Annotated in this window: 17 protein-coding genes and 1 pseudogene; 10 read left to right on the forward strand and 8 right to left on the reverse strand. The window is 65.7% G+C overall.

Features of this window, described 5'->3' with window-relative positions; genetic code table 11:
* Positions 1 to 68: 68 nt before the first annotated feature.
* Positions 69 to 1970, reverse strand: a complete 1902-nt coding sequence (locus ACYRGX_RS18070; protein WP_473053829.1) for an ATP-binding cassette domain-containing protein — start codon at positions 1968 to 1970, stop codon at positions 69 to 71.
* 217 nt (positions 1971 to 2187) lie between these two features.
* Here ACYRGX_RS18070 and ACYRGX_RS18075 point away from each other — a divergent pair, with 217 nt between their 5' ends.
* The 3 genes from ACYRGX_RS18075 to ACYRGX_RS18085 all read left to right on the forward strand — a co-directional run bounded on the left by ACYRGX_RS18075 (position 2188) and on the right by ACYRGX_RS18085 (position 6395).
* On the forward strand, positions 2188 to 4128 hold the full coding sequence (locus ACYRGX_RS18075) for a transglycosylase SLT domain-containing protein (RefSeq protein WP_473053830.1): 1941 nt from the start codon (positions 2188 to 2190) through the stop codon (positions 4126 to 4128).
* 51 nt (positions 4129 to 4179) lie between these two features.
* Positions 4180 to 5085 carry a LysR family transcriptional regulator gene (locus ACYRGX_RS18080; RefSeq protein WP_473053831.1) on the forward strand — a complete coding sequence of 302 codons (906 nt, stop codon included), beginning with the start codon at positions 4180 to 4182 and terminating at the stop codon, positions 5083 to 5085.
* A gap of 125 nt (positions 5086 to 5210) precedes the next feature.
* Complete coding sequence (locus ACYRGX_RS18085; RefSeq protein ID WP_473053832.1) at positions 5211 to 6395, forward strand: MFS transporter; 1185 nt, start codon at positions 5211 to 5213, stop codon at positions 6393 to 6395.
* Between the two features lie 7 nt (positions 6396 to 6402).
* Here the strand turns inward: ACYRGX_RS18085 and ACYRGX_RS18090 are convergent, their stop codons facing one another.
* The gene (locus ACYRGX_RS18090; protein WP_473053833.1) at positions 6403 to 7464 is read right to left on the reverse strand and encodes an SDR family oxidoreductase; all 1062 of its coding nucleotides are present in this window, start codon (positions 7462 to 7464) and stop codon (positions 6403 to 6405) included.
* An 87-nt stretch (positions 7465 to 7551) separates the two neighbouring features.
* On the opposite strand from ACYRGX_RS18090, the gene ACYRGX_RS18095 reads away from it, so the two are divergent.
* On the forward strand, positions 7552 to 7932 hold the full coding sequence (locus ACYRGX_RS18095; RefSeq protein WP_473053834.1) for a winged helix-turn-helix transcriptional regulator: 381 nt from the start codon (positions 7552 to 7554) through the stop codon (positions 7930 to 7932).
* Positions 7933 to 7966: 34 nt separating this feature from the next.
* Here the strand turns inward: ACYRGX_RS18095 and ACYRGX_RS18100 are convergent.
* A pseudogene (locus tag ACYRGX_RS18100) lies at positions 7967 to 8077 on the reverse strand (electron transfer flavoprotein subunit alpha/FixB family protein); the annotation flags it as partial.
* A gap of 240 nt (positions 8078 to 8317) precedes the next feature.
* On the opposite strand from ACYRGX_RS18100, the gene paoA reads away from it, so the two are divergent.
* From paoA to ACYRGX_RS18125, 5 genes are all read left to right on the forward strand, one after another.
* A complete protein-coding gene (gene paoA / locus ACYRGX_RS18105) occupies positions 8318 to 8881 on the forward strand; it encodes an aldehyde dehydrogenase iron-sulfur subunit PaoA (protein ID WP_473053835.1) in 564 nt (187 codons plus the stop codon).
* On the forward strand, positions 8878 to 9828 hold the full coding sequence (locus tag ACYRGX_RS18110) for an FAD binding domain-containing protein (protein ID WP_473053836.1): 951 nt from the start codon (positions 8878 to 8880) through the stop codon (positions 9826 to 9828). Before paoA ends, ACYRGX_RS18110 begins: the two co-directional genes overlap by 4 nt.
* Before the next feature lie 3 nt (positions 9829 to 9831).
* A complete protein-coding gene (paoC, locus tag ACYRGX_RS18115; protein WP_473053837.1) occupies positions 9832 to 12039 on the forward strand; it encodes an aldehyde oxidoreductase molybdenum-binding subunit PaoC in 2208 nt (735 codons plus the stop codon).
* A gap of 105 nt (positions 12040 to 12144) precedes the next feature.
* Positions 12145 to 13113, forward strand: a complete 969-nt coding sequence (locus tag ACYRGX_RS18120) for an XdhC family protein (RefSeq protein WP_473053838.1) — start codon at positions 12145 to 12147, stop codon at positions 13111 to 13113.
* A complete protein-coding gene (locus ACYRGX_RS18125; protein ID WP_473053839.1) occupies positions 13103 to 13687 on the forward strand; it encodes a nucleotidyltransferase family protein in 585 nt (194 codons plus the stop codon). The genes ACYRGX_RS18120 and ACYRGX_RS18125 overlap by 11 nt, the downstream gene beginning before the upstream one ends.
* A gap of 326 nt (positions 13688 to 14013) precedes the next feature.
* Here the strand turns inward: ACYRGX_RS18125 and ACYRGX_RS18130 are convergent, their stop codons facing one another.
* Genes ACYRGX_RS18130 through ACYRGX_RS18150 form a run of 5 tightly spaced genes read right to left on the reverse strand, consistent with a single transcriptional unit; the run spans position 14014 to position 19416 of the window.
* Complete coding sequence (locus ACYRGX_RS18130; RefSeq protein ID WP_473053840.1) at positions 14014 to 15528, reverse strand: tripartite tricarboxylate transporter permease; 1515 nt, start codon at positions 15526 to 15528, stop codon at positions 14014 to 14016.
* Positions 15529 to 15531: 3 nt separating this feature from the next.
* Positions 15532 to 15984: a tripartite tricarboxylate transporter TctB family protein gene (locus tag ACYRGX_RS18135; protein ID WP_473053841.1), complete on the reverse strand. Its 453-nt coding sequence runs from the start codon at positions 15982 to 15984 to the stop codon at positions 15532 to 15534.
* 48 nt (positions 15985 to 16032) lie between these two features.
* The gene (locus tag ACYRGX_RS18140; RefSeq protein ID WP_473053842.1) at positions 16033 to 17013 is read right to left on the reverse strand and encodes a Bug family tripartite tricarboxylate transporter substrate binding protein; all 981 of its coding nucleotides are present in this window, start codon (positions 17011 to 17013) and stop codon (positions 16033 to 16035) included.
* 37 nt (positions 17014 to 17050) lie between these two features.
* The gene (locus tag ACYRGX_RS18145; protein WP_473053843.1) at positions 17051 to 18301 is read right to left on the reverse strand and encodes an OprD family porin; all 1251 of its coding nucleotides are present in this window, start codon (positions 18299 to 18301) and stop codon (positions 17051 to 17053) included.
* Between the two features lie 38 nt (positions 18302 to 18339).
* Entirely contained in the window at positions 18340 to 19416 is a 1077-nt protein-coding gene (locus ACYRGX_RS18150) for a 4-oxalomesaconate tautomerase (protein ID WP_473053844.1), read from the reverse strand.
* 212 nt (positions 19417 to 19628) lie between these two features.
* Between ACYRGX_RS18150 and ACYRGX_RS18155 the strand changes: the two genes are divergently transcribed.
* Entirely contained in the window at positions 19629 to 20552 is a 924-nt protein-coding gene (locus ACYRGX_RS18155) for a LysR family transcriptional regulator (RefSeq protein ID WP_473053845.1), read from the forward strand.
* Positions 20553 to 20705 lie beyond the last annotated feature (153 nt).

A 20705-nucleotide genomic window follows, 5' to 3' on the forward strand; every position in this document is an offset into this window, starting at 1 on the left:
CCGGCTGCACCGCAGTCGGACCCTCATTCAACGATCGCGAGCCCCCTGTCGCGCTTCGGCCGGACGCGTTACTCCTCCAACTCCGCCCAACGCTCGATCAGCACATCCAGTTCCTGCTGCAGGGTTCCCATGCGTGCGAGGGTCTCGCGGGTCTGCTCCAGCGGGCGCTGGTAGAACGCCGGGTCGGAGGTTTCCGCCTGCAGCGCTTCGAGCTGGCCTTCGAGTTCGTCGATGCGTCCGGGGATGGCATCGAGTTCGCGCTGTTCCTTGTAGCTGAGCTTGCGCTTGGCGGCGGCCGGTGCAGTCGCCGGGGCGGGTTCTGCGGCTTTCGCTGCCTCGCTCTTGGCCGGTTTTTCCTCGGCAACCCCGAGCAGACGCGGTGAGCCGCCCTGGCGCAGCCAGTCCTGATAGCCGCCGACGTATTCACGTACGCGTCCTTCACCCTCGAACACCAGGGTGCTGGTGACCACGTTGTCGAGGAAGGCACGGTCGTGGCTGACCATCAGTACGGTGCCGGTGAAACCCAGCAGCACCTCCTCGAGCAGCTCGAGGGTTTCCACATCGAGGTCGTTGGTCGGTTCGTCGAGCACCAGCAGGTTGGCCGGCTTGCTGAACAACTTGGCCAGCAGCAGGCGCGCGCGCTCGCCACCGGAGAGCGCCTTGACCGGCGTCCGCGCACGCTGCGGGGTGAACAGGAAGTCGCCCAGGTAGCTCAGCACATGGCGGCTCTGGCCATCGATGACGATGAAGTCGCGGCCTTCGGCGAGGTTGTCGATCACCGTTTTCTCCGTGTCCAGTTGCAGACGCAACTGGTCGAAGTAGGCGACCTCCAGCTTGGTGCCGGTCTCGATGCTGCCCTGGGTGGGCTGCAGTTCGCCGAGCAGCAGCTTGAGCAGCGTGGTCTTGCCGGTGCCGTTGGCGCCGAGCAGACCGATGCGATCGCCACGCTGCAGCACCATGGAAAAGTCCCGCACCAGGGGCTCGCCGTTGCCGTAGGCGAAGCCGACGTGCTCGGCGACGATCACCTGCTTGCCGGACTTCTCCGCGGTGTCGAGCTGAATGTTCGCCGCCCCGGTACGCTCCCGCCGCGACTGGCGCTCGACGCGCATCTCCTTCAATGCGCGGACGCGCCCCTCGTTACGGGTACGCCGCGCCTTGATCCCCTGGCGAATCCAGACCTCTTCCTGGGCGAGGCGCTTGTCGAACAGCGCGTTGGCGGCCTCCTCGGCGGCCAGTTGCTGCTCCTTGTGCACCAGGAAGCTGGCGTAGTCGCCGCGCCAGTCGATCAGGTGGCCGCGATCCAACTCCAGAATGCGCGTGGCCAGGTTCTGCAGGAAGGCGCGGTCGTGGGTGATGAACAGCACGGCACCGGGGAAATTCAGCAGCGCCTCTTCCAGCCAGGCGATGGCGCCGATGTCCAGGTGGTTGGTGGGCTCGTCGAGCAGCAACAGGTCCGGCTCGGCGACCAGCGCCTGGGCCAGCAGCACGCGCCGGCGCCAGCCGCCGGAAAGCTCGGCCAGGGTCTTGTCGGCCGGCAGTTGCAGGCGGCTCAGGGTGCTGTCCACCAATTGCTGCAGGCGCCAGCCATCCTTCGCTTCGAGTTCGCCCTGCACGCGGGTCAGTTCGGCCAGGTCGTCGTCACCTTCGATGTGCTGGCTCAGGTGGTGAAAGCGCGCGAGCAACTCGCCAACGCCATCGAGCCCTTCGGCGACCACGTCGAACACCGTGCGCTCGTCGGCGCGCGGCAGTTCCTGCGGCAGCTCGCCGATCTTCAGCGCCGGGGCGCGCCAGATCTCGCCGTCGTCCGGCAACTGCGTGCCCTTGACCAGCGAGAGCATGCTCGACTTGCCGGTGCCGTTGCGGCCGATGATGCAGACCCGCTCGCCGCGTTCGATCTGCCAGGACACGCCATCGAGCAGCGGCGTGGCGCCATAGGCGAGGGAGACGTCGGTGAGTTTCAACAGGGTCATGGCCATCCTCCGAATTCGGCCGCACAGTTTATGCGTCCGGTCCCTGAAATGAACGGTTTTATTTTCCACCTAGCCAATCCGCAGACGGCTGCTGCCTCGCTAACCGGAACGACGAATGGTCCCTCGCGGCGCAATTGACTGGCCACCGCTTCGGGATAAGCTAGATGTCATCGCGGCCGCCCGCCGGCGACCCGCTTCTCTCACGCCTGGAATGCTCATGCGCGCGCCCCTGCTTTGCCTCGTCGTCCTGTTCTGCTCCGCCACTCTGGCGCAAGCCGCCACCCTCTCCCAGCAGCGACAGATCTACGACGAGGCCGAACGGGCCCTGGACAAGGGCGACAGCGGCCCTTACCTGCGCAATAAGTCCCTCCTGGCCGGCTACCCGCTGGAGCCCTATCTCGCCTACGACGAACTGACCGCCCGCCTCAAGACCGCCAGCAACGCGGAAGTGGCAGGCTTTCTTCAGCGCCACGGCGACCTGCCGCAGATCAACTGGATGAAACTGCGCTGGCTGCGCCTGCTGGCCCAGCGCGGCGACTGGCAGCCCTTCGTCGCGCACTACAGCGAGAAACTCAACTTCACCGAGCTCGACTGCCTCTATGGGCAATACCTGCTGGGCAGCGGCAAGACCGCCGAAGGCAACGCGCTGACCGAACGCCTGTGGCTGGTCGGCAAATCCCAGCCGGACGCCTGCGACCCGCTGTTCGAACGCTGGGCCGCCGCCGGCCAACTCACCGAGCAGCGCCGCTGGGATCGCCTCAAGCTCGCCGCCGAGGCCGGTAACTACGGCCTCGCCAGCTACCTGGTGAAGACCCTCAACGCCCTTCAGTCGCGCGGGCAACTGCTGATCGACACCGCGCGCAACCCCGCCCTGCTCACCAATCAGGCACGCTATGCCGGTCGCGACGAAGCCATGGGCGACGTCGTCGGGCTCGGCCTTCGCCGTCTCGCCCGCAAGGACCCCGAACAGGCCCTGGCGCTGCTCGACGGCTATGCCAGCCGCATGGACTTCTCCGCCAGCGAGCGCCTGGCCATCGCACGCACCATTGGCCTGACGCTGGCCCGGCGCTTCGATCCCCGCGCCCTCACGGTAATGGAGCGCTACGACCCGCAACTGCACGACGACACCGTCAGCGAGTGGCGCGCACGCCTGCTGCTGCGCCTGGGGCGCTGGAACGAGGCCTACCAGCTTACCCAGCGCATGCCCGAGGAATTGGCGCAGAGCAATCGTTGGCGCTACTGGAGCGCACGCGCCCTGCAGATGGCGCAACCGCAGAACGCCAAGGCCGCCCAACTGCTGCAACCGGTGTCCAGCGAGCGCGATTTCTACGGTTTCCTCGCTGCCGATCAGTTGAAAGTCCCCTACGCGCTGAACAATCGCCCGGTCGACGTTTCCCGCACCACCCTGAACAAGGTGCGCAACACGCCGGCGATCCAACGCGCCATGGAGTTCCATGCCCGCGGCCAGATCGTCGACGCCCGTCGCGAGTGGTACCACGTCGCGCGTCACTTCGATAACGACGAACTGCTTGCCCAGGCGCGCATCGCCTACGAGATGCAGTGGTACTTCCCGGCCATCCGCAGCATCAGCCAGGCCAAGTACTGGGACGACCTGGACATCCGCTTCCCCATGGCCTACCGCGATGACCTGGTGCGCCAGGCGCAATTGCGCGGCCTGCATTCGAGCTGGGTGTTCGCCATCACCCGCCAGGAAAGCGCCTTCATGGCCGACGCCCGCTCCCACGCCGGCGCCATGGGCCTGATGCAGCTGATGCCGGCCACCGCCAAGGAAACCGCCAAACGCTTCGGCATTCCCCTGAGCAACCCCAACAACGTGCTGCTGCCGAGCACCAACATCCAGCTTGGCGCCGCCTACCTGTCCCAGGTACACGCGCAGTTCAACGGCAACCGGGTGCTCGCCTCCGCCGCCTACAACGCCGGCGCCGGCCGTGTGCGCCAATGGCTGCGCGATGCCCGCCACCTGCCGTTCGACGTCTGGGTGGAAAGCATTCCCTTCGACGAAACCCGCCAGTACGTGCAGAACGTGCTCTCCTACGCCGTGATCTACGGGCAGAAGCTGGGCAATCCGCAACCCATCGTCGACTGGCACGAGCGCTTCTTCGACGGCCTCATGCCGACCCAGGCGTCCACGCCCTGAGCCGGCGTTAGCCCCTATACTGCGGCCTCGCCCCCCCGCCTTCGAGGCCGCATGGACAAACTCGCCGCGCTCAAGCTCTTCGTCGAAACGGTGAATGCCGGTGGCTTCTCCGCCGCTGCCCGGCGCCTGGGTATCGCCACCTCGTCGGTGACCCGTGCGGTGGAAGCGCTGGAGACCGAGCTAGGTGTCGCGCTGGTCAACCGCTCGACACGCAGGATCAGCGTCACCCTCGCCGGCGAGGCCTATCACGCCCGCGCCCTGGAAATCCTCGACGCCGTCGCCGAGGCCGATGCGCTGGTCGGCGATCGGGGAGAAAGCGCCCGTGGGCCCCTGCACGTCAGCTTGCCGGTGGAGTTCGGGCGCCGCCTGATCGTCCCGCACATCGGCGCATTTCTCGCGCGTCATCCCGAGCTGCAACTGAACCTGACGCTGACCGACAAGATCGTCGACCTGCTCACAGAGCGCGTCGACCTATCCATCCGCCTCGGCGACCTGGTACTCAACGACGATGTCGTGCTGCGACGAATAGGCGAATTCCAGCGCTGGATGGTGGCCAGCCCCCTCTACCTGCAACGGCACCCGCGCCCACGGATGCCCGCTGATCTCGCGCAGCACGCCTGCCTGACCTTCGACTACGCCAACCACAGCCAGCAATGGATCCTGCGCAAGGACGATCAGGAACACAGCATTCACGTGCGTGGCCCTCTGTGCAGCAACAACGCCGAAGTGTTGCGGCAAGCGGCGCTGGATGGTCTCGGTATCGCCCTGCTGGGCGACTGGCTGATTCGCGAGGACGTCGCCAACGGTAGGCTGTGCCGGCTGCTCGACGACCATCAGGTCAGCCCCGGGCGGCATACGAGCCCGATCAATGCGTTCTATCTACCGGGACAGCGCGCGTCGGCGCGCATCGGCGCCTTCATCGACTTCGTCGTGGAGTGCCTGCAGGATAAACACTAGGGCCTGTTCGACGCCGCGCAAAACTCCGTTGCACCGTCAGCGGATTTTCACAACCCTCTCGGCCTCCTACCCTGGCCACCTTCCTGGCGGCACGGCCGTCTTCCGCAGGTTTCTGGAGAGCCCTGATGAGCACTTCGACACTGGACGGCCGCGCGTCGTCCGCCACCCTACCGACTTCACTGGTCTGGCTGTTCGCCTTCTGTTGCGGCGCCATCGTCGCCAACCTCTACTACGCCCAGCCGATCATCGAGCTGATCGCCCCGGACGTCGGCCTCTCCGCCGAACGTGCCGGGCTGATCGTCTCGCTGACGCAAGTCGGCTACGCCATCGGCCTGCTGCTGCTGGTGCCGCTCGCCGACCTGCTGGAAAACCGCCGGCTGATGTTGGTAACCCTGGGCGCGTCGCTGTTGTGCCTGGTGCTTGCCGCCAGCAGTGCCTCCTCCTGGGGCTTCTTGCTGCTCTCGCTGCTGATCGGCCTGAGCTCGGTCTCCGTGCAGATGCTCATCCCGCTGGCCGCACACCTGGCGCCGGAAGCGACCCGGGGGCGGGTGGTCGGTAACGTCATGGGCGGTCTGCTGCTGGGCATCCTGCTGGCACGGCCGGTGGCCAGCCTGATCGCCGATCACTTCGGCTGGCGCGCGGTGTTCTTCGCGGCCGCCGCCCTGATGGCCTTGATCGCGGTGACCGTCAGCCTCGCCGTGCCGCAGCGTCAGCCCGAGCACCGCGCCAGCTACGCGCAACTGATGGCTTCGCTCTGGGCGCTGCTGCGCCGCTACCGCACGTTGCGCCAGCGGGCCCTCTACCAGGGCCTGATGTTCGCCGCCTTCAGCCTGTTCTGGACCCTGGCGCCCGTGGAGTTGGCGCGCCACTTCGGCCTGAGCCAGACGCAGATCGCACTGTTCGCCCTGGCCGGTGCCATGGGCGCCATCGCCGCACCGATTGCCGGGCGCCTGGCCGATGCCGGCCACACCATCGCCGCAACCCGCCTGGCGCTAGCGCTGGCACCGCTGGCGTTCCTGCTCAGCCTGTTGCCTGGCCAGGGCTGGCTCGGCCTGCTGGTGCTGGGGATCGTCCTGGACTTCGCCGTGCAGATGAACATGGTGCTCGGCCAGCGCGCCATCTACGCGCTGGAACCGGCCAGCCGGGCACGCCTGAATGCGCTGTACATGACTGCCATCTTCATCGGCGGCGCGCTGGGCTCAGCGCTAGGCAGCCCACTCTACGAGGCGACCGGCTGGAGCGGCGTGGCCCTGCTCGGCGCCGCGTTCGGGCTGATCGCATTGCTGCTGCAGCTGTTCGCGCGGCGCTGAACGGCGCTCAGGGAATCAACCGCTGCTCGCGCAGGCGGGCGAAGACGTCGAAGAAGGCGTCATCGCTCGCCTGGTAGTCGAGGAAGCCCAGCTTGCGGCTCTTCGACATATCGGTGACTACCTCGATGGGGCGTCCCAGGTCCGCATCGGTGTGCCAGGGCGAAACCAGGCTCTGGATGTCCGCCTCGGCCAGCCCGAGACGCTGGGCCATCTCCTCCCAGATCGCCGCATCGCCGGCCATTTGCTGTTCCAGCGGACGCACTTCGCCATCGAAGGGTGCGGCTTCGAGGCCGAACCAATCGGCGATCCGCGACCACATCCACTTCCAGCGGAACACATCGCCATTGACGATGTTCAGCGCCTGACTGGCCGCCGCCGGATCGGTCGATGCCCATAACAGGTGCCGCGCCAGCTGGCGGGCGTCGGTCATGTCGGTGAGGCTTTCCCACTGCACCGCCGAGCCGGGAAAGCGGAACGGACGGTCCGTGAACTTGCAGATCGAGGCATACACCGCCAGGGTCGTCGCCATGTTCATCGCATTGCCCACGGCGACACCGGTAATGGTATGCGGGCGGTGCACGCTCCAGCTGAAACCGTCACGCGCGGCGGCGGCGAAGACTTCGTCTTCCTGGGCGTAGTAGAAATTCTCCACGTCCAGACGACCCTGTTCCTCGCGGAACGGCGTCTGCGGCAGGCTGCCCTTGCCGTAGGCCTCGAACGGCCCGAGGTAATGCTTGAGGCCGGTGACCAGCGCCACGTGGCGCACCGAACCGGCGGCGCCGACGACCTCCAGCAGGTTGCGCACCATCTGTGCGTTGACGCGGACGTTCTCGGCCTCACTGGCCTGACGCGACCAGGTACTGAGGAACACGTGGGTCGGCGTGCTGCCCTGCAAGGCCTGGCGCAAGGCTGACGGATCGAGCAGGTCTGCGCTAACCTGCGCCACCCCGGGCACCGACAGCGGCCGCCGGGCAATGCCCTGCACCGCCCAGCCCTGCTCGACCAGCAGCCGAGAAAGGGCGCTGCCGACGATGCCACTGGCGCCGACCACCAAAGCCTGTTGAGTCATGTTCACGGACCTCCATCACTTGCGAAGGCCCGCACCTTAACTACGTAGGAACGCCGATCCAAGTCGGCACCAAATGGTGACCATCCCATGCAACCCGGCTCCGAAGACGCCGAATGGCGCGAGGATTGCGCGCCCCGGCGGGTGCTCGAACTCTTCGCCACCAAGTGGACCAGCATGGTCCTCCACGCCCTGCACGTACGCCACGCCGGCTGCGCCCGCAGCGGCGCATTGCACCGCAGCCTGCCGGGCATTTCCAAGAAGATGCTGGTGCAGACCCTGCGCGAACTGGAGCACAGTGGCCTGCTGTTGCGCGAAGTACACGACAGCGTGCCTCCAGCGGTGGAGTACCGCCTGACGCCCCTGGGCCAGTTGATGATCGAACCGATCGAACTGGTCTACGGCTGGGCCCGGGACAACGCCCCGGCCCTCGACCAGTTGCAGCCACGCGCCACCTCGAGGCGGCGCTGAGGGCTCACATCGCCTGTTCCAACTTCGAAAGGACCTAGAACAGATCGCCCACCAGGCCGTAGTCGGCTACCTGGAAGATCTGCGCCTCCTCGTCCTTGCTGATCGCCACGATCACCTTGGAGTCCTTCATCCCCGACAGGTGCTGCCAATGGGTGGCGGGACGCTGCCTGTCCGAGGGTTAGACCGAGGCGATGAGCATTGATGAGTACCGCTCATAAGATCATGTCGTCACCCTGGGGAACCCTTCTCCCCGATCCGGGGCCGTATCTTCATGGCCCGACAGTCTGCCGGTAGCGACGACGCCAGAAGATCGCTCCGCATGACCCGCGTCCACCCAGGTCGCCGGGCGTTGCCCTTGCCGTGATTACCCTTGAGGACATGACCGATGATCGAGCCCTGCGAGCCCAACGCCGAATCCCGGCGCGAGACGCTCTCACGCAGCCCGGTGAGTTTTACCGTGAACGGCGAGCGCCGGCAGTTGCTGCTGGATAACCGTACCACCCTGCTCGATGCGCTGCGCGAGCACCTGCACCTGACGGGCAGCAAGAAGGGCTGCGATCACGGTCAGTGCGGCGCCTGCACCCTGATCGTGGATGGACGCCGGATCAATGGCTGCCTGAGCCTCGCGGTGATGCACGAAGGCGCCGAGATCACCACCATCGAAGGGCTGGGCACGCCGGACGACCTGCATCCGATGCAGGCCGCCTTCGTCAAACACGATGGTTATCAGTGCGGCTACTGCACGCCCGGGCAGATCTGCTCGGCAGTGGCGACGCTGGAGGAAATCCGCCAGGGCATCCCCAGCCACGCCAGTGACGATCTGAACGCCGCGCCGCGCCCCAGTGAGGCCGAGTTGCGCGAGCGCATGAGCGGCAATATCTGCCGTTGCGGGGCCTACTCCAACATCGTCGCGGCCATCGGTGAAGTCGCCGCGGAGGACCCGGCATGAAGTCCTTCAGCTACGAACGCGCCCAATCCCCCGCGGATGCCGCCGCACGCGCGGCCGCCACGCCCGGCGCCAAGTTCATCGCCGGGGGTACCAACCTGCTCGACCTGATGAAGCTGGAGATCGAGACGCCGATGCACCTGATCGACGTCAACGGCCTGGCCCTCGATCGCATCGAGGCCACCGCCGAGGGCGGCCTGCGCATCGGCGCGCTGGTGCGCAATACCGACCTCGCCGCCGATCCACGCGTACGCCGCGACTACGGGGTACTGTCCCGCGCCCTGCTGGCTGGCGCATCCGGACAACTGCGCAACAAGGCGACCACTGCCGGCAACCTGCTGCAGCGCACGCGCTGCCCGTACTTCTACGACACCAACCTGCCGTGCAACAAACGCCAGCCCGGCAGTGGCTGCGCGGCCTTGCAGGGCTTCAGCCGCCAGCTCGGGGTGATCGGTGTCAGCCAGGCCTGCATCGCCACCCACCCCAGCGACATGGCGGTGGCGATGCGCGTGCTCGACGCGACGGTGGAAACCGTGCGCCCCGATGGCCGTGAGCGGCGCATCCCGATCGCCGAACTGCATCGCCTGCCCGGCGACACGCCGCACATCGAACACACGCTGGCCGAGGGCGAGCTGATCAGCGCCGTGACCCTGCCCGCCCCACTGGGTGGCCGGCACCTCTACCACAAGGTCCGCGACCGCGCCTCCTACGCCTTCGCCCTGGTTTCCGTCGCCGCGGTGCTGCAGCCCGACGGCAGCGGGCGAGTGGCGGTCGGTGGCATTGCCCCCAAACCCTGGCGCATCGAAGAGGCCGAGGCCGCGCTGCCCCAGGGCGCGAAGGCGACGGCCGAGCGCCTGCTGCAAGGTGCACGGGCGACGTCCGGGAACGCGTTCAAGCTCGATCTGGTGCAACGCACCCTGGGCGCGGTATTGGCAGAAGCGAGGGCCTGAAGCATGAAATTCGAAACTGCAGCCGACAGCAATCCCATCGATAACGCCCGCCTGGTCGGCCAGCCCACGCCACGCATCGACGGTCCATTGAAGACCACGGGCAGCGCCCGCTATGCCTACGAATGGCACGATACGGTAGAAAATCTGGCCTATGGGCAGGTGGTCGGCGCCGCCATCGCCAAGGGGCGGATCCTTTCCATCGACCTGGACGCTGCGCGTAAGGCGCCCGGGGTACTCGCCATCGTCACCGCGCAGGAAGCCGGCGAGTTGGGCAAAGGCAAGCGCAACAACGCCAAGCTGCTGGCCGGACCGGAGGTGCAGCATTACCACCAGGCCGTCGCCCTGGTGGTGGCGGAAAGCTTCGAACAGGCGCGCGCCGCCGCACAACAGGTGCAGGTTCACTACGCCCGCGAAGCCGGGCATTACGACCTGGCGGCCGAGAAGGACGGCGCGCCCGCCATGGAAAAGATCGTCAGCGGCCCCGGGGCGACCCGCCAAGGGGATTTCGAGCGAGCCTTCGCCGATGCCCCGTTGCAATGGGATGCGCACTACAGCACCCCGGACCAGGCCCACGCGATGATGGAGCCGCATGCGTCGATGGCCGCCTGGGACGGCGATCAACTGACCTTGTGGACCTCCAACCAGATGATCGAATGGGGCAAGCAGGACATCGCCCAGACGCTCGGTATTTCGCCGGAGCAGGTACGCCTGATCTCCCCCTATATCGGCGGCGGTTTCGGCGGCAAGCTGTTCATTCGCGCCGACGCGTTGCTCGCGGCGCTCGGCGCGAAACTCACCGGTCGGCCGGTGAAGGTGGCGCTGACACGTCCGCAGATGTTCAACAACACCACCCATCGCGCAGCCACCCTGCAACGCATCCGCATCGGCGCCGAACGCGATGGGCGCATCGTCGCCATTGGCCACGAGAACTGGTCCGGCGACATCGACCGCGCCAATGCCGAATCCGGGGTCAGCTACAGCCGCCCGCTGTATGCCGGCGACAACCGTATGAGCGCAACCTACGTCGCCGCTATCGACCTGCCCGAAGCCAACGCCATGCGCGCGCCCAGTGACATGCCCGGCTCCATGACCTTCGAAGTGGCAATGGATGAGGTCGCCGAGAAACTCGGCATGGACCCGGTCGAGTTTCGCTGGGTCAACGATACCCTTCAGGTGCCCGAGGAAACCTCGAAGTCCTTCACCCAGCGCAACCTCCGACAATGCCTCAGCGAGGGCGCACGGCGCTTCGGCTGGGCGCGGCGCAGCGCCGTACCGGGTAGCCGCCGTGAAGGCGCGTGGCTGATCGGCATGGGCGTCGCCGGCGCGTTCCGCGACAGCCCGGTGACCACCTCTGCCGCGCGCGTGCGCCTGGACACGCGTGGTGTGCTGACCGTCGAGACCGACATGACCGACATCGGCACCGGCAGCTACACGATCATCGCCCAGACCGCGGCCGAGATGCTCGGGCTGCCACTGGAGCGCGTGGATGTGCGACTGGGCGACTCCCGCTTTCCGGTCTCATCCGGTTCCGGTGGCCAATGGGGCGCCAACAGCGCCACCTCGGGGGTGTATGCGGCCTGCGTGAAACTGCGCGAACGCATCGCCCGGCAACTCGACCTGGACCCGCACAAGGCGATCTTCGAAAACGCCGAGGTACGCGTCGGCGAACGCCGTGCCGCGTTGCTCGACGCACTGGTGGACGGCAACCTGGAAGCCGACGACGCCATCGAGTTCGGCGATGTCACCGAGCGCTATCGCGCGGCCTCCTTCGGCGCACACTTCGTCGAGGTCGCGGTACACGCGGCCACTGGCGAGATTCGCATGCGCCGCATGCTCGCCGTCTGCTCGGCCGGGCGCATCCTCAACCCCATCACCGCACGCAGCCAGATCATCGGCGCCATGACCATGGGCGCGGGCGCCGCGTTGATGGAGGAGCTCGCGGTAGATTCCCACTTCGGCTACTTCGTCAACCATGACCTGGCCGGCTACGAGGTGCCAGTACACGCGGACATTCCCCACCAGGAGGTGGTATTCCTCGACGAGACGGACCCGTTGTCCTCGCCGATGAAAGCCCGCGGGGTCGGTGAACTGGGCATCTGCGGCATCTCGGCGGCAGTCGCCAATGCGGTCTACAACGCGACCGGCGTGCGCGTGCGCGACTATCCGATCACCCTCGACAAACTGCTGCCCGGGCTGCCGGAGGTCGTTTGATGAATGCCGTGCACTACGGCATTGAGTCCGCTGCGTGGCAACTCAGGCTAATCTCTCGATCGGGGCGGGGCTCTCCTCCGCCCGTCGCTTGAACTCAGGAATTCCATGCGCCATCTCGATCTGACCGTCCTCGAACAGGCCGAACGCTGGGCTCGCGAGGGCGAGGTGCTGTGGCTGTGCAGCGTGCTGTCCACCTATGGCTCGGCGCCACGTGCGCCCGGCGCGATGCTCGTGGCGCGCGCCGACGGGCAGTTCGTCGGCTCGCTGTCCGGCGGCTGCGTGGAGGAAGCCTTCATCGCCAGCCTGCGCGCTGGCGAATTTTCCGCGACCACCCAGATCATCCGCTACGGCGAGGCTGACGATGAACGTCGACGCCTGCAGTTGCCCTGCGGCGGTATTCTCCAGGTGCTAGTGGAGCGGCGCGAGGCGGATGCCGGCTGGATCGCGCACCTGGCCGACCTGCACGCGGCGCTGCGCGGCCAACGGCGGCTACTGCGCAAGGTCACCCTGAGCAGCGGCGAACTGGCGCTGCTCGACGATGATCGCGGGGGCGAACGCGTGGAGATGGGCGATGAAGTCGTCTGGCTACGCATTGGCCCCGCGCTGCGCCTGATCCTCGCTGGGCTTTCCCCGGTCGCCGAAGCCTGCGCCGCCTTCGCCCGCGCGGTGGGTTGCGAGGTGATCGCCTGCGATCCACGCGAGGAGACCCTGCACATCGAACTCGAAGGCGTGGAAATGCGCCGCGAACTGCCCTCACTGTTCATTGCCGCCGGTGGCTGCCACGAGGCCACCGCGGTGGTCGCCCTCACCCACGATCCGAAGATCGATGACCTGGCGATGATCGAGGCGGTGCGTACGCCGGCGTTCTACCTCGGTGTGATGGGCTCGCAACAGACCTCGGCGCGGCGTGCCGAGCGCCTGGCGCGCATCGGCGGGCTGAGCGACGAGGAGATCGCGCGCATCCACATGCCCATCGGCCTGAATCTCGGTAGCCGTGCGCCCGGAGAAATCGCCCTGGCGGTGGTCGCGGACGTGCTGCGCATCTATCACGGCAAGCGCCGCGATGAACTCTGACGACGCGCCGCTGGAGGCGGTCGTCGGCCTCTTACTGGCCGCCGGCCGCAGCCGCCGCTTCGGTAGCGACAAGCGTCTGGCACGCCTGGAGAATGGCCAGACCCTGCTCGCCCACAGCCTGGCTCAGGCGCGCCTCGCCTTCGCCCGTGTATTGGTGGTGCTGCGTCCCGGTGAAGGTGCCCGCGACCTCGGCCTGCCGGCCGGCACCTGGGTCGCCCCTGCGCCGCGCTCGCACCAGGGCATGGGCGCCAGCCTGGCCGATGGCGTGGCCGCGCTGCACGACACACCCTGCGAGGCGTTGGCGGTGCTGCTGGGCGACATGCCCTGGATCGAGCCCGCCGTGATGCGCGAGCTCGGCCGCCAGGCCAGTGCGACACGCATCGTTCAGCCCGTGCATGGCGCCAGTCCTGGGCATCCAGTGTTCTTCGGCCACCGCTATTTCGCCGAACTGCAACGCCTGGACGGCGATTCCGGCGCCCGCGAGCTGCTCGTGCGGCATTCGGCGCAGTGCCTGCGCATTGCCGTGGACACGCCGGCGATCCACCAGGACGTAGACCTGGCGGATCAGCTCTAGGCGCTGCCGACGTCGCGCTGCGGGGCAAAGTGGTAGCCGGGAGAGACTGGGCCGCGGTTGCAGAATCGGTTCCTGGTCGACCACGTCCGGCGCTACCTGACCAGGACGTCCACGCCGCCCCGCTCTAGATCGAGGCGTAGGCCGGCGTGGTCTGGCTGATGAACTTCAGACGGGGTACGCGGCGTCCATGCCCGTGCGCTCACGAAGCGGAGGCAACGCCCCAGCTTCAGTGATGCGGCCGCGTGACAGCTGGCCCCTGCAACCGGCTGAACCCGCGATCCGTTGAACGACGCGCCGATCGTCATCCGGGCCGGCAAATCTCCGCTTCAGGCCATGCGGGCGGCGCGCGCCTGATGACGACGCGCACGGCAGACGCGCCAGAATGGCAGCACGACCATCACGGCGACCAGGCCCCACACCACCCAGGTGATCGGGCTGGCGAAAAGGATACCGATCTCGCCGCTGGACAGAGACAGCGCACGGCGCAGGTTCTGTTCCATCATGCCGCCCAGAATGAAGCCCAGCAGAATCGCGGACAACGGGAAATCCAGCTTGCGCAGTACGTAACCGAACAGGCCAATGGCAATCATCAGATAGAGATCGAAGGTGGTCGCGTGCACCGCGTACACCCCAATGGCCGTGATGATCGCCACCGCCGGCACCAGCGCCCAGTAAGGCACGGCCAACACCTTGGTGAAGACCTTGATCATCGGCACGTTCATCACGATCAGCATGATGTTGGCGACGAACAGCGAGGCAATCAGACCCCAGACGATATCCGGCTGGGTCTGGAACAGCAGCGGCCCCGGGGTGATGTTGTACAGGGTCAGGGCACCCAGCATCACGGCGGTGGTGCCCGAGCCCGGCACGCCGAGGGTCAGCATCGGCACCATGGAACCGCAGGCCGCAGCGCTGTTGGCGGTCTCCGGTGCGGCCAGGCCGCGCAGGTCGCCGTTGCCGAATTTGTTGTCCTTGACCGCCATGCGCTTCTCGCTCATGTACGACACCGCACTGGCCAGGGTCGCGCCAGCACCCGGCAGCACGCCGAGGACGAAGCCAACCACGCCGCTGCGCAGGTTGGTGGCGAGTACGAAGCCGCCCTCCTTCAGGCTGAACAGCATGCGCCCGCTGGCCTTGACCGCCTTCTGCCCATGATGGGTACGTTCGAGCAGCACCAGCAGTTCACTGATCGAGAACAGGCCCAGCACCAGCACCACGAACTGGATGCCATCGGCCAGCCCGAGGCTGCCGAAGGTGAAACGGTAAACGCCACTGTTGGCATCGATGCCCACACACGACAGCAGCAGCCCGATGAGTGCCGCCACGGCGGTCTTCAACGGTTTGCTACCGGCCATGCCGGCCAGGCAGGTAATGGCGAAGACCATCAGCACGAAGTATTCGGCCGGGCCGAAGGCCACCGCCCATTTCGCCAGCAGAGGCGCGAACAGCACCACGCCGATGGTGGCGATCACGCCGCCGATGAACGAGCTCCAGGCCGACAGCGACAGGGCTACACCGGCCTGACCCTGACGCGCCAGGGGATAACCGTCCAGGGTGGTCATCACGGCGGACGCCTCACCCGGGATATTGAGCAGGATGGAGGAGATCCGACCGCCGTACTCGCAACCCAGATAGACCGCCGCAAGCAGGATCAGCGCCGTCTCCGGCGGCAGGCCGAGGGCGAAGGCAACAGGAATCAGCAACGCCACGCCGTTGATCGGTCCCAGGCCCGGCAGCAGGCCGACCACCGTACCGATCAGGGTTCCGCACAGTGCGGTGAGCAGGTTGTAAGGACTCAGCGCCACGCCGAAGCCATGGCTGAGATAACCGAGCGTTTCCATGGGTCAGCTCTCCAGATGGGCGAGGATGCCGAGCGGTAGCGGTACCGCCAGGGCCTTGTCGAACAGCAGGTACAGGCCGACGGCCAGCACCACGCCACTGATCAGGCTGTGTCGCCAACTGCCGCCGTACAGACGCGCCATGCCGATGCCGAACAGCACGCTGGCGGGGATGAAGCCAAGGGACTCGAAGAGCACGGCATAGCCGATCATCAGGCCGAGAAAGACCAGCGCCTTGGTTAGCACCTCGCGGCTCAGGGGCGGCTCTTCGCCCTGCTCGTCAGTGGCCGGCTTGAGCAGCAGTTGCACGCAGCCGAACGCGATCAGCAACAGCAGCAGCAAGGGGAAGGCTCTCGGCCCGACGGGCTCGTAGGAAAAAGGCGCGCTATAGCCCCAGGCCAGAACGGCCAGCGCACAGCAAAGCAGCAGGGTGATCCCTGCAAAGAGACGATCATGCATGGCGTTGCTCCGCAGCGATTCGCCGCCCAAAGGCGGCGCATGGGACTATCACTCAACCAGGCCGAATTCTTCGCCCAGCTTGCGGTACTCCTGCACCTGCGCCTTGACCAGCTTCTCCAGGTCCGCGCCGGTCACGTAGTCGGGCAACACGTCACGATCGGCGAGGTAGGCCTGGAAGTCCTTGGAGGCATGCAGCTTGTCGAACTGCGCAAGCCACCAGGCGACGTCTTCGTCCTTCACGTCCGGGCCCACGAAGTAGCCACGGATCAGCGGCCACTGGATGTCGTAGCCCTGCTCACGCGCCGTGGGAATCGAGGCCAGATCGCCGTCCAGGCGCTTCTCGCTGAAGACCGCCAAGGTACGGATCTTGTTACCCTGCTGCGCACGGATCTCGCTGGCACTGCCGGTGACCAGGTCCACATGCTTGCCCATCAGCGCCATGTAGTGCTCGGCGCCGCCTTCGAATGCGGCATAACGCAGCTCACGCGGGTCCACACCCGCAGCACGAGCCAGCAGCGCGATCTTCATCCAGCCCTGTCCACCGATACTGCCGCCGCCACCTACGACGATGCTTTTCGGGTCCTTCTTCAGAGCCTGGACCACGTCATCCAGGTTCTTGTAAGGCGAGTCGTCGCGCACGGCCAGCGTGCCGTAGTCATTGCCGATCACGGCCAGCCACTTCACCGCGTTCTCATCGAAACGACCGTACTTGCCCAGTGCCAGGTTGAGCAGCGAGGCGCCGGAGAAAGCCACCAGAGTGCCCGGTTCGGCACGACGGTTGGCTGCGATGGCGTTGTAGGCCACGGCGCCGATGCCGCCCGGCATGTAGGTCACGCGCATGGGGGAATCGAGCAGCTTTTCATTCTTCAAACCAGCCTGCGCCAGCTTGCAGGTCAGGTCGAAGCCACCACCCGGCTTGCTCGGGGCAATGCACTCCGGACGCGAAGGCTCAGTGGCCAACACGGAGGCGCTGGCCAGCAGAGCAGCCATGGAAAGCGGCAGAATGCGGCGAATGGAGCGGATGTTCATGGTGAGTTCCTCTTATTAGATTTGTAAGGGCAGTGGGTTACCAGAGTGGAACGATGTAACTCAGGATGAGGCGATTCTCGTCCAGATCACGGACGAAGCTCGACCGGTAGGTGGCATTTCTCCAAGTCACCTTGAGGTTCTTCAGGGGACCGTTGCTGAAGGCGTAGGCGATATCGGTATCGCGTTCCCACTCACGCCCCTCTCCGCTCGCCAGATCGACTTGGTCTCCGCGCACATAGCGGGTCATGAAGGTCAGGCCAGGGAGGCCGACTTGGGCGAAGTTGAAGTCGTAGCGCAGTTGCCAGGAGCGCTGCTCAGGGCCGGCGAAGTCGTTGATTTGCAGGAAGTTGGTCAGATAGGGCGTGGCTCCGTTGACGTAGGTGAAACCTTCGTCACCCAACATCTTCTGGTACGCCAGTCCGAGGGAGTGGCCTGCAACGCTGTAGGTGAACATGGCGTTGATGGCGCGGTTATCGATATCGCCGGCCAGCTCCCGTCCGGTCTCACTGTTGCTGAAGTAACGCAGATCGCTTTTCAGCTTGCCGGCGCCCAACGTCAGACTGTGCTGCACGCCGAAGAAATGCTGGCGATAGACGTCGCTCAGCTCTGCGTAGTAGTAGCTGGCAAGCAACTGCGGATTGATCGCATAGTCCACACCGCCGAAGCGCAATTCATCACTTTCCGGGCTGCCGCCAAAACGGCCATTCTTGTTGTTCAGCGTCAACTTGTCAGAGCCGGAGACATTGCGCTGCACCACACGGTCGATCTCGCCCAGCGTGAAGGTGGCGCGCTCGAGATCCTTGCTTTGCAGTTGCCAACCCTCGAACACCTGGGGCAGCAGCCGCGAATTGCTGTACTGCAGATAGGGCATCTTCGGGAGCAAGGTGCCCACGCGCAGTTGGCTCTCGGCGAAACGCACCTTGCCGGTCACGCCCAGCTTGCTGTAGTCGTCCTCGGCGCGGTTGCGACTGTCACGCGGCAGCAGATCGGTGCCGCTTCGGTCGGGCGAGGAGTCGAGCTTGACGCCCAGCATACCCAGCGCATCGATGCCGAACCCCACCGTACCCTGGGTGTATCCGGACTCCAGATTGAGAATGAACCCTTGGGCCCATTCTTCACGCTTGTTCTGCCCGGCGTTCTCGCGAAAGTCGCGGTTGAGGTAGAAGTTGCGCAGCTCCAGGCTGGCCTTGCTGTCCTCGATGAAACCCGCGGCGCTGGCGCCGGCTGCAGGCAGTGCCGCGACCGTCAGACCGACGATGGAGCAATTGAGGGATTTTGTTCTTGTCATTGTATTTAGCCCTAGGGGGTTGTTGTGATGGAGCGATGTCAGCTACCCGTGCGCCTCAGGTGGGGGATGTACACCTCGCCCGAGAACAGGCGACGGGCCGTGCGCACCAGAGAAGCGCGCAGTTGCTCCGGGTTGCCATCCGCGGCAGGTTGCAGGGAAACCTCGATCTGTCCGCCCGGATGCTCCAGGCGTACCAGCGCCTCGCCTTCGATGGGTGCGACGTCCTGGGCAACGCTGCCGGGCAGCGCGCAGGCGGTGGCCAGGCCAATAGCTCCGGTGGCGGCGACCGAGCGGTGACAGTTGTGCGGCATGAAATAGCGCACGCTCAGCGTGCCGCCATGGCGCGCCGGAGCCAGCAGCACCGGTTTGGGAATGACCATCTGCGACACGTCGCCCAGCCCCATCGCCAGGCCGGCCTGCAAACGAATACGTTCCAGCCGCTGGAGAAACGCGCTGTCGGCATCCAGTTCGGCAGGCGACTCGTAGCCGGTCTTGCCTAGCGCCTCCGCGTGCATCAGTACCATCGGCATGGCCATGTCGATGCAGGTCGTCACGACACCGTCGAACTCGTCGCGCACACGACCGGTGGGCAGCAAACGGCCGGTCTTGCTGCCAGCGGCGTTGAGGAAGGTCAACTTGATCGGCGCGGCGGTGCCGGGCACGCCATCGATGGCGGTATCGCCGTCGTAGCGTACGCGGCCGCCCGGGGTCATCACGTCGGAATCAACGAAGGTATGAGTATTGAGGTTGCGAATGCGCACCCGGGTCATCGGCGAGCTGGCGTTGACCAAGCCATGCTCAATCGCGAAAGGGCCAATGGCGCAGAGCATGTTGCCGCAGTTGGGGGCAGTGTCTACGCGGCGCTGGGTGACCATGACCTGCACGAACAGGTAGTCCACATCGGCGTCGGGATGCGGCGAGCGGCTGACGATCGCTACCTTGCTGGTCTGCGGGCTACCACCCCCGATACCGTCGATTTCCAGCTCATGGCCCGAGCCCATCAGGCTGAGCAATACCTCGTCGCGCTGCTGCGGGTCCGTAGGCAGGTGATTCGCCAGAAAGACGGGACCTTTTGAAGTACCGCCTCGCATGAGTACACAAGGTACCGTCCGCATGATGCCTCCGACGCAATAAATCTAGTGATTGTTGTCTTGCGTCGATTATGGATAGCGAAGTTTTATTCTGTAAAATGCATTTATTGGCATATTTATTAATAAATACGCATTAATGCGTGCGTTAATTTCCTCACTTGCCAGCCTCGGGCCGAAAGACTAGGGTTCTCTAGCAGCTATCAGACAAAAATACGCCCTATTGATAAGTACCGCGCATGAATTACGAGCTTCAAGACATTCGAGCCTTCGTGAAAATCGCCGAGTTCGGCAACTTTCACGAGGCCGCCAACGCGATCCATCTCTCCCAACCCGCGCTGACCCGACGTATGCAGAAGCTTGAGGAAAGCCTCGGCATCCAGTTGCTAGACCGCACCACGCGCCGAGTCAGCCTCACAGCGATAGGCCGGGATTTTCTGCCCAAAGCACAGCGGCTACTGGACGACTTCGAACGCTCGATCCTCGGTATCCGCGAGCTGGCCGAGCGTCAGTCCGGCCAGGTCACCCTCGCCTGCATACCGACGGCTGCCTTCTATTTCCTACCGACGGTGATCCGCGCCTTCAACCTGCAATATCCGAAGATCCGCATCCGGATCCTCGATCTCAGCGCCCATGAAGGACTGGAAGCGGTGATCCGTGGCGAGGCGGACTTCGGTATCAACATGCAGAGCGGGCAGAGTGCGGAGATCGACTTCACCCCGCTGGTCAACGAACCCTTCGTGCTCGCCTGCCGGCGCGATCATCCCCTGGCCAAACAGTCGGAAGTGGCCTGGCGCGAGCTCAGCGACTACCGCCTGATCGGCGTCGGCCGCCTGAGCGGAAATCGGGTGCTGCTCGATCACGGCCTGGCCCATCTCGACTGGCGCCCCAGTTGGTTCTATGAGGTGCAGCACCTGTCGACCTCGCTCGGCATGGTCGAGGCGGGCCTGGGCATTGCCGCCCTCCCCAGCCTGGCCATGCCGGCGGAGGACCATCCCATCCTGGTGAGACGCCCCCTGGTGGACCCGGTGATCAGCCGCACCCTGGGCCTGGTGCGTCGTCGCGGCTCATCGCTGTCGCCCGCGGCCGAGCAGTTCGTGGAAACGCTGCTGCGACAATGGCCCAACTACACCTCCCTGGGCATTGGCAGCGAATCCAGTTGAGCGCGGGGCTGATCAAAGCCGCATCGGCTGGCTAGATCCAAGTGCAACGGGGTCTATCCCGTTAACACGGACACTTTCGAGTAAGCTCACTCCGAGCTGAAAGAGCGTTCATGTCCCAGTGACCTACCCAGCCCGAAGCTGCCAATCACCATC

This window comes from Pseudomonas sp. R4-15, from assembly GCF_055768815.1.